Origin of the sequence: Halosimplex halophilum, from assembly GCF_004698125.1 — an archaeon.
In the GTDB taxonomy this organism is placed as follows: domain Archaea; phylum Halobacteriota; class Halobacteria; order Halobacteriales; family Haloarculaceae; genus Halosimplex; species Halosimplex halophilum.
In genome coordinates, this window is the sequence record NZ_ML214298.1 from 274559 (window position 1) to 290367 (window position 15809).

The 15809-nt window shown below is 71.2% G+C and carries 14 protein-coding genes; 11 read left to right on the forward strand and 3 right to left on the reverse strand.

Going from position 1 to position 15809, the window contains the following annotated elements; translation table 11 throughout:
* Window position 1 precedes the first annotated feature (1 nt).
* The 5 genes from E3328_RS12515 to E3328_RS12535 all read left to right on the forward strand — a co-directional run bounded on the left by E3328_RS12515 (window position 2) and on the right by E3328_RS12535 (window position 6477).
* Complete coding sequence (locus E3328_RS12515; RefSeq protein ID WP_135364977.1) at window positions 2-1411, forward strand: ATP synthase subunit B; 1410 nt, start codon at window positions 2-4, stop codon at window positions 1409-1411.
* A gap of 141 nt (window positions 1412-1552) precedes the next feature.
* The gene (locus E3328_RS12520) at window positions 1553-3544 is read left to right on the forward strand and encodes a bacterio-opsin activator domain-containing protein (RefSeq protein WP_135364978.1); all 1992 of its coding nucleotides are present in this window, start codon (window positions 1553-1555) and stop codon (window positions 3542-3544) included.
* 215 nt (window positions 3545-3759) lie between these two features.
* Window positions 3760-4542, forward strand: a complete 783-nt coding sequence (locus E3328_RS12525; RefSeq protein WP_135364979.1) for a bacteriorhodopsin — start codon at window positions 3760-3762, stop codon at window positions 4540-4542.
* A gap of 184 nt (window positions 4543-4726) precedes the next feature.
* Window positions 4727-5449, forward strand: coding sequence for a lycopene cyclase domain-containing protein (locus E3328_RS12530; RefSeq protein WP_135364980.1), 723 nt, complete (start codon window positions 4727-4729; stop codon window positions 5447-5449).
* Window positions 5440-6477, forward strand: a complete 1038-nt coding sequence (locus tag E3328_RS12535) for a Brp/Blh family beta-carotene 15,15'-dioxygenase (RefSeq protein ID WP_135364981.1) — start codon at window positions 5440-5442, stop codon at window positions 6475-6477. Before E3328_RS12530 ends, E3328_RS12535 begins: the two co-directional genes overlap by 10 nt.
* A gap of 32 nt (window positions 6478-6509) precedes the next feature.
* Here E3328_RS12535 and E3328_RS12540 read toward each other — a convergent pair whose 3' ends face one another.
* Window positions 6510-6836 (reverse strand): DUF5615 family PIN-like protein, encoded by a 327-nt coding sequence (locus E3328_RS12540; RefSeq protein ID WP_135364982.1) that lies wholly within the window; start codon window positions 6834-6836, stop codon window positions 6510-6512.
* Complete coding sequence (locus tag E3328_RS12545; RefSeq protein ID WP_135364983.1) at window positions 6833-7117, reverse strand: DUF433 domain-containing protein; 285 nt, start codon at window positions 7115-7117, stop codon at window positions 6833-6835. Before E3328_RS12545 ends, E3328_RS12540 begins: the two co-directional genes overlap by 4 nt.
* 176 nt (window positions 7118-7293) lie before the next feature.
* Between E3328_RS12545 and E3328_RS12550 the strand changes: the two genes are divergently transcribed.
* Entirely contained in the window at window positions 7294-7989 is a 696-nt protein-coding gene (locus E3328_RS12550) for a V-type ATP synthase subunit D (protein ID WP_135364984.1), read from the forward strand.
* A 143-nt stretch (window positions 7990-8132) separates the two neighbouring features.
* Window positions 8133-8525, forward strand: a complete 393-nt coding sequence (locus E3328_RS12555) for a DUF6276 family protein (protein ID WP_135364985.1) — start codon at window positions 8133-8135, stop codon at window positions 8523-8525.
* 373 nt (window positions 8526-8898) lie between these two features.
* Here E3328_RS12555 and prf1 read toward each other — a convergent pair whose 3' ends face one another.
* Window positions 8899-10143 (reverse strand): peptide chain release factor aRF-1, encoded by a 1245-nt coding sequence (gene prf1, locus E3328_RS12560; RefSeq protein ID WP_135364986.1) that lies wholly within the window; start codon window positions 10141-10143, stop codon window positions 8899-8901.
* A 236-nt stretch (window positions 10144-10379) separates the two neighbouring features.
* Between prf1 and E3328_RS12565 the strand changes: the two genes are divergently transcribed.
* The 4 genes from E3328_RS12565 to E3328_RS12580 all read left to right on the forward strand — a co-directional run bounded on the left by E3328_RS12565 (window position 10380) and on the right by E3328_RS12580 (window position 15763).
* The gene (locus E3328_RS12565) at window positions 10380-10880 is read left to right on the forward strand and encodes a DUF5658 family protein (protein ID WP_135364987.1); all 501 of its coding nucleotides are present in this window, start codon (window positions 10380-10382) and stop codon (window positions 10878-10880) included.
* A gap of 74 nt (window positions 10881-10954) precedes the next feature.
* Window positions 10955-11761 carry a MinD/ParA family ATP-binding protein gene (locus E3328_RS12570; RefSeq protein ID WP_135364988.1) on the forward strand — a complete coding sequence of 269 codons (807 nt, stop codon included), beginning with the start codon at window positions 10955-10957 and terminating at the stop codon, window positions 11759-11761.
* 135 nt (window positions 11762-11896) lie between these two features.
* Window positions 11897-13654, forward strand: coding sequence for an arginine--tRNA ligase (gene argS / locus E3328_RS12575; protein ID WP_135364989.1), 1758 nt, complete (start codon window positions 11897-11899; stop codon window positions 13652-13654).
* Between the two features lie 318 nt (window positions 13655-13972).
* A complete protein-coding gene (locus E3328_RS12580) occupies window positions 13973-15763 on the forward strand; it encodes a histidine kinase N-terminal 7TM domain-containing protein (RefSeq protein ID WP_135364990.1) in 1791 nt (596 codons plus the stop codon).
* Window positions 15764-15809 lie beyond the last annotated feature (46 nt).

The window sequence follows — 15809 nt, forward strand, 5'->3', positions numbered from 1 at the left end:
GATGAAAGAATACCAGACAATCACGGAAATCAGCGGTCCGCTGGTCCACGTCGAGACCGACGAACCGATCGGCTACGACGAGATCGTCGAGATCGAGACCGGCGACGGCGAGACGCGCCGCGGCCAGGTGCTCGACTCCTCGTCGGACCACGTCGCCATCCAGGTCTTCGAGGGCACCGAGGGCATCGACACCGACTCGTCGGTCCGGTTCCTCGGCGAGACGATGAAGATGCCCGTCACCGAGGACCTGCTCGGTCGCGTCCTCGACGGCTCCGGGAACCCGATCGACGGCGGCCCGGACATCGTCCCCGACGAGCGACGCGACATCGTCGGCGCCGCGATCAACCCCTACTCCCGGGAGTACCCCGAGGACTTCATCCAGACGGGCGTCTCGGCCATCGACGGCATGAACACGCTCGTCCGCGGCCAGAAGCTCCCGATCTTCTCGGGGTCGGGGCTGCCGCACAACGACCTCGCGCTGCAGATCGCCCGCCAGGCCTCCGTCCCGGAGGAGGAAGGCGAGGACGACGAGGACACCGAGTTCGCGGTGATCTTCGGCGCGATGGGGATCACCGCCGAAGAGGCCAACGAGTTCATGGACGACTTCGAGCGCACCGGCGCGCTCGAACGCTCGGTCGTCTTCATGAACCTCGCGGACGACCCCGCCGTCGAGCGGACGGTCACGCCGCGACTGGCCCTCACGACCGCCGAGTACCTCGCCTTCGACAAGGGGTACCACGTGCTGGTCATCCTCACGGACATGACCAACTACTGTGAGGCGCTCCGGGAGATCGGCGCCGCACGCGAGGAGGTCCCGGGCCGCCGTGGCTACCCGGGGTACATGTACACCGACCTCGCCCAGCTCTACGAGCGCGCCGGCCGCATCAAGGGCGAAGAGGGCTCTATCACGCAGATCCCCATCCTGACGATGCCGTCCGACGACATCACCCACCCGATCCCGGACCTGACGGGGTACATCACGGAGGGGCAGATCCTCGTCGACCGCGACCTCAACAGCCAGGGCATCCAGCCGCCGATCGACCCGCTGCCGTCGCTGTCGCGGCTGATGGACGACGGGATCGGCGAGGGGCTGACCCGCGGCGACCACGGCGGCGTCTCCGACCAGCTCTACGCCGCCTACGCGGAGGGCGAGGACCTGCGCGACCTCGTGAACATCGTCGGTCGCGAGGCCCTCTCGGAACGGGACAACAAGTACCTCGACTTCGCCGAGGCCTTCGAGGAGGAGTTCATCGAGCAGGGGTACAACACCGACCGCGACATCGACGACACGCTCGACATCGGCTGGGACCTGCTCTCGATGCTCCCCAAGGAGGAGCTCAACCGCATCGACGAGGAGAACATCGAGGAGTACTACCGCGAGGACGTCGAGGCCGAAGTCGCCGCCGACTGACGCTCCCGCCCGGAACGCACTTTTTCCGCGCGTCGCTCGTCCCACAGCGGCCACGCCGTCGTGTACGGACGCGCCTTCGAGTCGTCGTTGCGCCACTCTACGAGGACAACGCTCTTGACGGGTCGACCGGTATGTCGGTGCATGACTCGCTCCACTGCGGGGGCGGGACGGCGGGTGCTGTACGTCGACCCCGACGACGAGCGCGCGGCGCCGGTCGCCGACGCGCTCCGCGAGGCGGGCTACGCCCCCGAACGGGCGCGGGACGCGGCGGCGGCGCTGGACGCGGTCGCCACCGACCCGCCGGCCGCCGTCGTCAGCGAGCGGCGGCTGCCCGATAGCTCGGGGCTGGACCTGCTGGGCGACGTGCGCGAGCGGACCGACGACCTGCCCTTTCTGATCTTCACCGCGGTCGGCGACGAACACCTGGCCAGCGAGGCCATCGCGGCGGGCGTGACCGACTACGTGCCGAGAGACCCGCCCGAGAAGCAACTGGGCGCGCTGGTCGACGCCCTCGACGCGGCGATCACCGAGGGCGACCGCCGGTTCGCCCGGGTCACGGAGGAGCTGAAAGACCGGGCGATGGACGAGGCGCCGGTGGGGATCACCATCGCCGACGGGAAACGGCGGGACACGCCGCTGATCTACGTCAACGAGGCCTTCGAGGAGCTGGCGGGCTACGACGAGGCGGACGTGCTGGGGCGCAACTGCAACTTCATGCAGGGCGACGACTCCGACGAGGCGAAGATCGCCGAGATGGCGAAGGCGATCGACGCCGGCGAGCCCGTCTCGGTCGAGCTCGTCAACTACACCGACGACGGCGAGCAGTTCTGGAACCGGGTCCACATCGCGCCGATCCACGGCGAGGGCGAGGAGGTGACCCACTACGTCGGCTTCCAGGAGGACGTGACCGACCGGGTCGAGGCCGAGCGGGAGGCCCAGCGCCAGGCCGAGAAGGCCAGGGCCGAACGCGAGACGGTCGAGGCGCTGCTGGACCGTCTGGACGGGCTGGTGACCGACGTGACGAGCGAGTTGCTGAGCGCCGAGACCCGGTCGGCGGTCGAGCGGGCGGTGGCCGACCGGCTGGTCGAGACCGACGAGTACGCGCTGGCGTGGGTCGGCGAGGCCGAGCCCGCGACCGACACCATCCGCCCGGGGACGTGGGCCGGGGTCGCCGACCCGCCGTCGCTGGAACTCCCGGTCGACGGCGCGGACCCGGCGGCGCGGGCCGCGCGGACGGGCGACGCGCAGTTCGTCGACGCCGACGCGGTGCCGGCGGTCTACGACGGACTGGTCGACGGCGGCGCGGGCGGGCTGGCCGCCCTGCCGCTGCAGTACGGCGACGTGAGCTACGGCGTGCTCGTGGTGGCGCTGCGGCCCGAGGCCGACCTGCCCGAGCCCGAACAGCGCGTGCTCGCCGCGGTCGCCCAGTCGACCGCGATGGCGCTGCACGCGCTGACCTCCCAGCGGCTGCTGGGCTCCGACGACGTGACGGAGCTGGCGTTCTCGCTGACCGGCGCGGACCCCTTCTTCGTCGGCCTCTCCGGCGAACTCGGCGCGGAGTTCGTCCACACGGGCACGGTCACGCGCGACGCCGGGCCGACGACCTTCTTCTTCGAGACGGACGCCGACCCCGACGCCGTCGCCGAGGCCGCCGCCGCCCGCGCGGACGTGACCGCGTGTACGCCGGTGACGGCGGGCGACGGGCGGGCGGTCGTGGAGTTCTCCGTCGGCGAGTCGCCGCTGGTCGACCTCCTGCTCGACCGGGGCGGGCGGGTCGGGGCGATGTCGGCAAGCGACGGCACCGGCGAACTGACCGTCGAGATCCCGCCGGAGGCCCAGCCGCGGGCGGTCGTCGAGGCCGTCGAGGACCGCGTCGACGGCGCCGACCTGTCGGCCTACCGCGAACACGAGCGCCCGGCCGACAGCCGCCAGGACGTGCGCGCCCGCATCGACGACCGCCTGACCGACCGCCAGTCGACCGCGCTGCAGACGGCCATCGTCGGCGGCTTCTTCGAGTGGCCCCGCGAGACCAACGGCGAGGACCTGGCCGCCGCCATGGACATCGGCCGCTCGACCTTCCACCAGCACCTCCGGGCCGCCCAGCGGAAGGTCTTCGAGGAACTGTACGGCTGACCGGGCCGCCGTCCCCCTTGGTTTTTATACCCACCACGCCCCCGGACACGTCCCATCGCCCGACTGGAACCGGGCAGTCTGCCGGATCGGTGGCTAAACAGCTCCGTACGTCCCGATACCGGGATGCGTAACGGTCACACGCGCGCCGATCGATCCGATCCAACTAGTTTGGTACTTTTCTTTTGGGGCAAAAATCCCCAGTACTGATCGTAGTCATGCCAGCACCAGGGAGCGAGCAAATCTGGCTGTGGATCGGGACGGCAGGAATGTTCCTGGGCATGCTGTACTTCATCGCCCGCGGCTGGGGCGAGGAAGACCAGAAGCGCCAGGAGTTCTACATCGTGACGATACTGATCACGGCGATAGCGTTCGTCAACTACCTCGCGATGGCGACCGGCTTCGGGCTGACGACGGTCAACGTCGCCGGCGAGGAGCTCAGTATCTACTGGGCGCGGTACACGGACTGGTTGTTCACGACGCCGCTGTTGCTGATCGACCTCGGACTGTTGGCGCGGGCCAACCGCAACCAGCTGACGACGCTGGTCAGCCTCGACGCGCTGATGATCGGCACCGGCGCGGTCGCGACGCTGGCCGGCGGCAACTTCGTGGCGGGAGGCCTCGGCGACGGCGCCCGCCGGCTGGTCTGGTGGGGTATCAGCACCGGCTTCCTGCTGGTACTCCTGTATTTCCTGTTCGGGACGCTCACCGAGCAGGCCCAGGAGCTGGGCAGCGACGTGGGCGCGAAGTTCGCACAGCTGCGTAACCTGATCGTCGCGGTCTGGCTGGTCTACCCGGTGTGGTGGCTGGCCGGCACCGAGGGGCTCGGGCTGCTCCCCGAGGTCAGCGGGAGCGTCCTGTTCGTCGAGACGGCCGGGTTCATGGTCCTCGACCTCGTCGCGAAGGTCGGCTTCGGGTTCCTGCTGCTGTCGAGCCGGCAGGTCCTCGACGACGTCTCGGCCGCGACCGGGACCGGCGCCGCCGCGACCGCCGACGACTGACGCGACCGCCCGTCGCGGCCCGGCGCCGCGACCGGGCACCCCGTCGCCGATACCACGTAGCACGACGCGGACCTGGTGGTAGCTGGTGGGGCCCGCTCCCGCGGGCCACCGTCGCAGCCGCGGAGTATCACGGCCGAGAATCGGCCCGAACGAACTACGGTCGCGGTTTCCGGAGACCACACCGATGAGCTCGTTGACCTACGTCCAGTTCCACGCGCTGTACGTCCTGCCGGTCCTGGCGGCGCTGACTGCGACGGTCCACCACCGCCGCGACAGCGTCGACTGGCGGGTCGGCGCCGCGGGACTGGTCGTCGTGACCGTCCTCGCGGTGGCGTACACGCTGCCGTGGGACCGCCTGCTCATCTCGATGGGGGTGTGGTCCTACGGCGCCGGGACGGTCGCGGGCCGCCTGTGGGGCGTCCCCTACGAGGAGATCGCCTTCTTCGTCCTCCAGCCCGCGCTGACGACGCTGTGGACGCTCCACGTCGCCGGCCCGGTCGTCGAGGGCGTCACCCACACCCGGCGGGACCGGCTGCTCGGCGCCGCGGCGGGGCTGGCCGTCGGACTCGTCGGCCTGCTCGCGCTGACCGCGCCGGCGACGACGTACGCGGGCGCCATCCTCGCGTGGGCGGGCCCGGTGCTCGCCCTGCAGTGGGGCGTCGGCTGGCGGTACCTCTGGCGGGTGCGCGCCCGCGTGGCCGCCGCCGTGCTGGTCCCGTCGGCGTACCTCTGGGCGGTCGACCGGCTGGCCATCCGGGCGGGCGTGTGGACCATCTCCGACACCTACACCACGGGCCTGGCGGTCGCCGGGCTCCCGGTCGAGGAGATGCTGTTTTTCGTCGTGACGAACTGCTTCGTCGTTCAGGGCGTGGTGCTGTTCCGCTGGGTGGTCGGCCGATGGCGCTAGCCCGCGAGCGGACCGACGCCCGGGTCCCGCCGGCCGCCCGCGCGCCCCTGCGCGCGCTCGTGGTCTGGATCCCGTGGGTCCCCATCGCCGTCGCGACGCTCGCGTTCGCGGCCGGCCTCTCCGTCCCGCCGGCGTGGCGGTACGTCCCGCTGGTCGCCAGCGTCGTCGCGTTCGGCCTGCCTCACGGCGCCGTCGACTGGGCGGCGCTCCCCCGGGCGGCGGCCGGCCGACTCACCACCCGATGGCTCGCGGTCGTCGGCGCCGTCTACCTGGTCGCCGGCGGCGCCTACGCCGCCGCGTGGTTCCTGGCGCCGCTCGCCGCGGCCGCCGCCTTCCTCGCGCTGACGTGGTTCCACTGGGGCCAGGGCGAACTCCACCCGCTCCGCGAAGTACTGGACGCCGACCACCTCGACACCCGCCCGCGGCGCGCGCTGACCCTCGCCGTCCGCGGCGCCCTGCCGATGGGCGTCCCGCTGGTGGCGTTCCCCGGCCGCTACCGCGCGGTCCTCGGATCGTTCGTCGCCCCCTTCGGCGGGTCGGTGCCCGCCTGGCCATTCGAAGCCGACGCCCGACTCGCCGTCGGCGCGGCGCTCGCTGGGCTGACGCTCCTCGCGCTCGCGGTCGGCTACCGCGCGGCCGGCGACCGGCGGGCGTGGGCGGTCGACGCCGGCGAGACGGGGCTGCTGTGGACGTACTTCCTCGTCGTCCCGCCCGTCTTCGCGGTCGGGCTGTACTTCTGTTGCTGGCACGCGCCCCGCCACGTCGCCCGGGTCCTCGCGCTGGACGACCGCGCGGTCGACGCGCTGGAACGCGGCCGGCTCGCGCCAGCACTCGGCCGGTTCGCCCGCGAGGCCGCCCTGCCGACGCTCGTCGCCCTGGTCGGTTGCGGGGCGCTGTGGTGGGCGGCGCCGGCGCCCGAACCGACGCTGGCCGGCGCGACTGGCGTCTACCTCGTCGCCGTCGCCGTGCTGACGCTGCCCCACGTGGTCGTCGTCACGTGGCTCGACCGATTCGCCGGGTACTGGTGAACGGGGTGTCGGACCCCGTGGTCCAGCGGGCGCTACGTCCACCCGTCCGGGAGAAAGATCGTCTCCCCTTCGACGGCGTCGTCCGGGAGCAGGTCGTCGACCATCCGGACCGCACGAACCAGCTCGCGGGTCGACACGTTCTGGTCCTCGTAGTACAGGACCCCGCTGTGGCCCTTCCTGTCGACGAAGTCGCTGTCGCTCGTGAGCACGGCGTAGCCCCGGTCGCTCGCGAACTCGAGGAGGTCCGCGTCGGGGCTCCCCAGCTCGACCGATTCGCCGACCGTCTCGACCTCGAACCCCTCGCTCCGGAGCGCGCTGACGAGCGCGGGCGGCACGTGTTCGTCGCAGAGAACTCTCACGCTCGCCGCTGGGACTCTTCGGGGTCCGGCTGTGCTTCCCGCGCCGTCTCCGCGGCCTCCCGCTTTCGTCGGCGCCACTCCCGCATCTCGTCGGGGTGGTCGTAGTAGTACGTGAGCGCGCGGTACACGTCCGCGAGGTCGAGGTCGAACTCGGCCGCGACGGCCTCGGGGGACTGCTCGCCGTCGAGGACCCGGTCGACGACGTGCAACACGCCGATCCGACGGCCCTCGATGCGGGGTTCGCCGCCGAGGGTGTCCTCCGTCGCGACGATCTCGCTCATGGGTACCGATCCGTCGTCTCGGCGTAAAAACCTGTGCTCGCCACACCGACGGACACTCGCTCCACTCGCGTTGCCCCGCGTGGGGCTCTTTCACGCTCTCTGTTCGGGGCGGGGCGGTCACGACCGCCGACGAGACTGAAAACGGTTAACTGCCTACGCCGACAACCCGGGATCAAATGGCCGAGGACGTCAAACCCACTCGCAAGGAGCTCATGCAGATCGAGGAGCGCATCGAGCTCTCCGAGCGCGGGCACGACACGCTGGAGCAGAAGCGCGACGGCCTCATCATGGAGTTCATGGACATCCTCGACGAGGCCCAGGACGTGCGCGCCGACCTCGACGAGAAGTACGAGGAGGCCCAGAACGCCATCAACATGGCCCGCGCGATGGACGGCGACGTGGCCGTCCGCGGCGCCGCCGCCGCGCTCAAGGAACACCCCGAGATCACCACCGAGTCCAAGAGCGTCATGGGCGTCTACATCCCCCAGATCGACGCCACGAAGGTCTCCAAGAGCCTCGACGAACGCGGCTACGGCGTCCTCGGGACCAGCGCCCGCATCGACGAGGCGGCGGAGGCCTACGAGGAACTGCTCGACCAGATCATCCTCGCCGCCGAGGTCGAGACGGCCATGAAGAAGATGCTCGACGAGATCGAGACGACCAAGCGCCGCGTCAACGCCCTGGAGTTCAAGCTGCTGCCCGAACTGCGCTCCAACCAGGAGTACATCGAGCAGAAACTCGAGGAGCAGGAGCGCGAGGAGATCTTCCGCATGAAGAAGATCAAGGACAAGAAGGAGGCCGAGGAGGACGAAGAGAAGGAAGCCGAGGCGGACGAAGAAGCCGAAGAGGACGCCGTCCCGGCCGACGACTGACGCTCCCGGGTCCGTTCTCCCCGGTTCCGGTATCTCCGTCCCCTCCTGTTCCCGTCCGTTCGGTCGTTTCCCCAGCACCGATACGTCCCGTCGGCTCCGTCGTCCCCGGCACCGTTTAGTTCGTCCCGCGCGCACGCACGGGCATGACCTGTCCCGACTGCGGCGCGCCGACGCTTTCCTTCCCGGTCCCCGAGCGGTACCGCGAGGCACTCCCGGGCGAGCACGCGGCCGCCGAGGTCTGCACTCGCTGTCTCGCACTCCGGCCCGTGGCGGACCCGCCCGACGAGGTCCCCGACTTCACCGCCATCAGCGACGCGGTCCCGTCGAACGACGACGCGGCCGTCCCGTTCGTGCTGATGGTCGGGCTGATCCCGTCGCTGGCGACCAACCGCTCGGAGATATCGGAACTGCTGGCGACCGTCGAGCGGGCCGGGACCGACCCGCTGCTCGCGCTCGACCGCCTGGCGGACGACCCGACCGTCGACGCCGCGGCCGACCTGCGGGGGCGCCGCCGTCAGCTCGAACAGCTGCTGTGACCGCCGCGTCGGGCGATCCGACCCTGGTAGCCCATGCCCGCTCGCCGTCTCCGCTCGGTCCCTACTCTGTTAGGCATACTGCATTTACATCAGGGGGTAGTACACCGATCCGCGGCATCGATGCCAGGTGCCGCCGCGACGACACTTAGGACCCGTCGTCGTCTCCCCCCAATCCCCCCCTTACCACCAGCACCCATTTCGCGTCGCCGGCCGGGCCCGGCGGAGGCATCCCCCCGCCTCCCGGGCCGCCGGCGACACTCTCTGCCTTTCGACGCCGTCGCGGTACACGCGAGTACGCCGGGTTCGACAGCGGCGCGGCTGATCGGCGAAGCGAGACCGGGAGAATCCGGGAGCGCGAACTGCGCGTCGGTCCCTAGACGCCCGTGGAGTACCGCAGGATGCCGGCGATGCCGCCGAACGCCGAGAGCAGCTGCTCGCCCTTCTCGAAGTCCGTCGAGACGAAGTACGTCTCGGTGCCGCGCTGGTCGGCCAGCTCCATCAGGTGGTCGATGGCGTCCTCGCGGTCGCCCTCCATCTCCTCGCCGCAGCGGTCGCAGGTCCGCTCGTCGTCGAGACTCTCCGACTGGCCGAGCAGTTCCCGCTCGGTGTGGCCCTCGGGACAGTCGTAGACGGCCACGTCCTGGCGGAGGTCCTCGCTGAGCAGGAGCGTCTCGACGGCGCCCATGTTGAGGTTCTCGCGGGTGGGGCCGAACCCGTAGGTCGCCAGGTCGCCGTCGTGGAGCTCGTCGAAGAACCGCTCCATGTACTTCTTGTCCTGGAGCATCTCGTGCTCGTCGAGCACGTCCTGGGCGGCGTCGACGAGGTCGTGGAGCCCGGACTCGTCGGTGTAGGCCACGTCGAACTTCCCCAGCACCATGTCGCCGAGCTCGTGGTGGAGGTAGTCGCCGTCGAGGAACTCGTCTTTGGTCGGGGAGGGGCCGCCCACGAGGATGCCGTCCATCTCGTGGCGCTCGTCGACGAACAGGTCGTTGGCCATCCCCGCGACCTCCTGGTAGAAGTTGTCGATGGCCTCCAGGCGCAGGCGGGCGAACCGCTGGGCGGACTGACCACCCTTCCGCTGCTTGCCCGGCACCAGCGAGGAGGCCGACTTCACGGGCTCGACGCGCTTGCCGCGCAGCCAGCCGACGTTGGCCTCCCGCCGGTCGAGGACGATCAGGCCGAACAGGCCCTTGTCGGCGAGCATCTCCTCCAGCGGCTCGGTGAGGAAATCACTGTCGCAGTGGTAGCGGAACGACTCGATGGGCTGGGGCGGACTCTCCAGCGTGCGGGTGATCATGTCCGACCGACCGCCGCCGGTGTCGATGGCGCCCGAGAAGACGACCATCCCGTTCTCCGGCGGGTAGGTGTCGTAGTAGCGCAGCCGGTCCTTGATGGAGGTCAGGGCGTCCTGGACGGCCGTGCGGGTGTCCTTGGACTTGATGTTCGACGCCTCGGAGTGCTCCTGGGTGACGTGTTCGACGACGCTGCTGACCTGCCGGTCCTCCGGGATGTAGATCGAGACCAGCTGCGTCCCCGACCCGCTGTAGCCCTTCAGCTCCTCGATGACCTTGCGGAACTCGTATTTCTGTTTGTCCGACTGTTCCTGTTGCTCACTCATTGTCCAAACGTGGGGCGCTCGGGGCTAAGTAAGTGTTGACCTCCCCGGAGGGCCGCCGCCCGAGGTGTCGATCCCGGGCGCCGAGAGGCCGGTTTGCGGTGGCCGCGGCGGCGGCCGGTTCGTGGCGGCCGCGACGGCCGGGAGGTCGGGAACCGGACCTGTGGCGGCCGCAACGCCTAAGAGGGCGGGACCGGCAGGTTCCCGTACGGACGCGACAGGCCGGGTCGTTCCCCGTGGTGGGCGGGACGACCGGCCGCGAGCGGGACGCGGACCCGCGGGTGGGTGACGTGAGCACGGATACGACAGCGGACGAGCACGGCCGGATCTACGGGCGGGTAGCCGGTGCTGTCGGCGGCGTCGCCGGGCCGGTCGGGGCGTGGTTGCGGGCGTGGTACCTGGGCGTCGGCCCCCGCTACCGGCCGGTGACCGCCGGGGCGTGGGCGCTGGCGCTCCTCGCGTACGCCGTGGGCGACACGGGACTGACGACGGTCGTCCTCGCGCTCGGCGGGTTCGAGGCGAACCCGGTCGCCCGCGCGTTCCTCGCGCACCTCGGGTACGCCGGGCTGGTCGTCCAGAAGTCGCTGGCGGTGGCGCTGCTGGCCGGGATCTGGCGGTACTACCCGACCGTCGGCGATATGCCGCGGGACCCGTGGCGGCTGGTCGTCCCGACGGTCGCGGCCGCCCGCGGGCTCCAGCTGGTCGCGGTCCACGTCTCGAACGTCCTCGCCCTGGTCTGACCGACGGACGGGCGTCCGACGGGCGTCGGAACGGACGGCGCCTTTATGTGGTCCCCGTGATTTGGAGTAACACAATGGCGGGCTACGTCTGTACGGTCGCCGGTGGGAAAGGCGGTGTCGGCAAGACGACGACGGCGGTCAACGTCGCCGCGGCGATGGAGGAGGAGGGCTACGACGTGGTCGTCGTCGACGCCGACCTCGGCATGGCGAACCTCGGCGCGATGCTGGGGGTCGAACCCGAGACCAGCATCCACCAGGTCCTCGCCGGCGGGCGCGCCGTCAGCGACGCGCTGACGGACGTGCAGGGCGGGATCACGATCATCCCCGGCGAGCAGAGCCTGGAGGCGTTCGCCGACGCCGACCCGGCGAAGCTCAAGAAGGTCATCAAGACGCTGCGCAACGCCTACGACGTGGTCCTCATCGACACCGGCGCCGGCCTCAGCCACGAGACGACCGTTCCGCTCGGCCTCGCGGACGGCGTCGTCCTCATCACCACGCCCGACGACGTGGCCGTCGGCGACGCCATCAAGACCGCCGAACTCGCCGAACGCGTCGACGGCGAGGTCATCGGCACCGTCCTCAACCGGACGACCACCGAGACGGACGTGGAGGCCATCGCCGACCGCTTCGACTCGAAGCTGCTGGCGGTGGTCCCCGACGACATCGAGGCGACCGCCGATGAACCGCTCGTACTCAACGCCCCCGCAAGCCCCGCCGCCGACGCCTACGTGCGCCTGACCGAACACCTGCTCGGCATCTTCTTCGAGGGGGCGGAGATCGACGACCTCGAGACCGCCGTCGACCGCGAGTGGTTCGTCGACGAGGACGACGAGGAGGACGACGAGGACGACTCCGGCGGCCGCTTCGGCCTGTTCGGCTGACCGGCCGTCCGAACCGGCCCACCGCCCGCGGCCGGCGAACCCACCCGTCCCGCCGCACCCGCCTCCGCTCGAACGCGCCGGCCGCGCCCGGCCACATTCGTCATTCCTATATCCGCCGCTCGAAAACCGGGGAGTATGTATCTCTCCCTGCGCTCGGAGGTCGAGGACGCCCTGCGCACGGCGCTGTCGGCCCTCGAGCTGCCGACCGAGGACCTGGGCATCGAGCGCCCGCCCGAGGACGTCGACGCCGCCGTCGCCTCCAGCGTCGCCTTCCGCCTGGCGGGCGAGGTCGGCGCGCCGCCGCCGCAGGTGGCCGCCGACGTGGCGAGCGAGATCGACCCCGCCGACTACGACTACCTCGGCCGGGTCGACACCCAGGGGCCCTACGTCAACTTCTTCCCCAGCGACCGCTACCTCGCCGAGACCGTCGAGCGCGCCCAGGCCGAGGGGTACGGCCGGCTGGACGACCGCGACACCTCCGTCGTCGTCGAGCACACCTCGGCCAACCCCACCGGTCCGGTCCACGTCGGCCGCGCCCGCAACCCCATCGTCGGCGACGCGCTCGCCCGCGTGCTCGAGTTCGCCGGCTACGACGTGGACACCCACTACTACGTCAACGACGCCGGCCGCCAGGTCGCCGTGTTCACCTGGGCCTACGAGACCTTCGACGAGAGCGACCTGCCCGAGCCCGAGCGCGACAAGCCCGACTACGACCTCGTCCGCTACTACCGCAAGGGCAACGCCTACCTCGACGAGGCGCCCGACTCCGAGGTCGAGGCCGCCGAGGCCGAGATCGAGGCCATCATGCAGGGCCTGGAGGACGGCGACGAGGCGACCTACGAGCGGGTCAGCGAGGTCGTCGACGGGGTGCTGAACGGGATGACCCAGACCTTGGGGCGGCTGCCCGCCGAGTTCGACGAGTTCGTCAAGGAGACGCGGTTCATGCGCGACGGGTCGACCGGCGACGTGGTCGAGCGCCTGCAGGCCCTCGACGAGGCCGTCTACGAGGACGACGCCTGGCAACTGGACCTGCCGGGCTTCGACAAGAACCTCGTCTTCCTGCGCTCGGACGGCACGACGCTGTACACGACGCGGGACATCGCCCACCACGAGTGGAAGTTCGAGGAGTACGACCGCGCCGTGACGGTCATCGGCGAGGACCACAAGCTCACCTTCGACCAGCTCAACGAGACGCTGGAGCTGCTGGGCCGCGACACCGACCGGCTGGACCAGGTGTTCTACTCGTGGGTGAACCTCCCCGGCGGCGAGGGGATGTCCACCCGCGAGGGGACCGGCGTCGACCTCGACGACCTGCTCGACGAGGCCATCGACCGCGCCCGCGAGGAGGTCGAGGACCGGCTGGACGACCGCCTGCGCGACGACGACCTCGACGCCGATGACGTCGAGCGCATCGCCGAACAGGTCGGGACCGGCGCCGTGCGCTACGACATCGTCTCCAAGCAGCCGACCAAGTCGATCACCTTCGAGTGGGAGCGGGCGCTGGACTTCGAGGCGCAGTCGGCGCCGTACGTCCAGTACGTCCACGCACGCGCCTGCGGCATCCTCGACGAGGCCGAGAGCGAGGGGCTCGACCCCGCCGACGCGGTCGACCCCGACCTGCTCGCCACCGACGCCGAGCGGGACCTCCTCCGGACGATCGCCCGCTTCCCCGCGGTCGTCGAGGAGGCCGGCGAGGAACTGGAACCGCACCGCGTCGCCACCTACACGCGGACGTTCGCCGAGCAGTTCAACGCCTTCTACCGGGAGTGTCCCGTGCTGACGGCCGACGACGAACCGACCCGCCGCGCGCGACTCGCGCTGGTCGCCGCGGCCCGCGAGACGGTCGGCAACGCCCTCGGCCTGCTGGGCGTCGCCGCGCCGGACTCGATGTAAGCCGCCGGGAACCTCGCCGCCCGTCTCGGTCTGTCGCCGCTCACAGCCCGCCGAGCGCGATCAGGACGCCCGCCAGCGTCGCCAGCGCGAGCACCACGAAGACGAACACCCACCAGCCGGGCACGTCGCCGTCGGCGCCGTCGCGCGCGCTCATCGTCCGATCACCACGGCGCCGGCGCTCGCGGGACTCCGCCGAGTCGTTGCCATCGCCGGATCAATTCACAGCGTACTGACTAATAGCTGCTGGCCGCGCTCTCGCCGACCGGCACCTATCTGGTTAGGTACGACGCTGAGGGCGGGTCGGCGCGTGGGTCGAGTGTGAGCGGACTCGCCGCGCTCTCGTCGTGGCTGGCGGTCGGGTCGCTGGCCGCGGCGGGGGGAACGGCCGCGCTGGTCGCCTACCTGTGGCGCCACCTCGGCAAGCCGGGGGCGGGCTGGTTCGTCGCGACGCTGGTCGCGCAGACGCTGTTCTGTCTGCTGGCGGGGCTGTCGCTGACCGTCGGGGACCCGGGTGCGCGACTCGTCCTCGAGGCACTGACCTGGGCGGCGCTGACGTGGGTCGGCCCGCTCTTTCTCGCGTTCGCGCTGGAGTACACCGGCCGGAGCGGCCTGCTCGACGGCTGGACGGTCGTGCCCGTCGCGGCGCTGACTTCGCTCGTCGTCGCGACGGCGCCGGTCAACGACGTGGTCCTGCGGAACTTCCGGGTCGACCCGACGGGGGCGGCCGCGACGGTGTCCTACGCGCTCGAACCGTGGGGGCTGTTCGCCGTCGCGTTCGGCACGGGCATGGCCGGGGTCGCGGTGGCCCTGCTGCTCGACACCGTGTTGAGCTACGGGCCCCTCTACCGGCGCGAGGCCGCCGCCGTCGCGCTCAGCACCGTCACGCCGACGCTCGGGGTGACGATGTGGGTCTTCGACCTGGGGCCGGACCCCTCGCTGGCCTTCGTCGCGGTGCTGTTCGTCCCGCACGTCCTGCTCGACGCCTACGCGTTCGTCGAGAGCGGGATGTTCGAGACGAACCCGACGACCCGCCGGGCCGCCGACCGCACCGCCATCGACGACATCGGGACGCCCGTGCTCGTGGTCGACCCCGACGCCCGCGTCGTCGACTACAACGCCGCGGCCGACCCGCTGCTGGAGTCCGGCCGCGACGGGACGACGCTGCTCGGCACCCCCATCTCCGAGCTGGTCGACCTCGACGCCGACCCGGTCGCCGACGGGGGCGCGGCCGACGGCGCGGTCGCCGGCAGGGCGGACCCGGTCGGGTCGGCGGGCGACCCCGGCGCGGCGGACGAACTCGTCGCCGTCCGCTCGGGCGGGCGCCGCCGGGAGTTCCTCGTCTCGCGGTCGACGCTGACCGACCCGAAGGGCGCGGCCGTCGGGACGACGCTCGTCTTCCAGGACGTGACCCGCGAGCGGCGCCGCGAGCAGCGGCTCGACGTGCTCAACCGGGTCCTCCGGCACAACCTGCGCAACAAGATGACCGCCGTCGCCGGCAACGCCGAGCTCATCGCCGACCGCAGCGACGACGACCGGCTGGTCGACAGCGCGGACATCATCGAGGGCAGCGCCCGCGAGCTCATCGACATCGGCGAGAAGGCCCGGGCGTTCGAGCAGTGTCGCCGCGACGGCCCGCGCTACCGGTCGACCCCGGTCGCGGAGGTCATCTCCGGGGCGGTCGCCGACTACCGCGAGGCGGCCGCGAGCCTCGACGTGACCGTCGACGGCGACGCCACGGCCGCGACCGACCCGCGACTGCTCCGGCTGGTCGTCGCCAACCTCGTCGAGAACTCGGTTGACCACGTCGACGACCCGACCGTCTCCGTGACGGCGACCGTCGACGCCGGCGAGCTCCGGGTGACCGTCGCCGACGACGGCCCCGGCATCCCCGAGGCGGAGCTGGCGCCCCTCGACGCGGGGGCCGAGACCCAGCTGAACCACGCCACCGGCATCGGCCTCTGGGTCGTCCAATGGAGCGCCGACGCGCTCGGCGGCTCCGTCTCCTTCGACACCGACGACGGCACCACGGTCACCGTCCGCCTCCCGGACGGCCCCGGCGGCTTCGACGGGAACGGCGCTGGGCCAGCGTCAGATGACACGGATACATAGTTCTCGGTAGCGCTCCCCATCGCTCACCGGATCGCTATAGCGAACT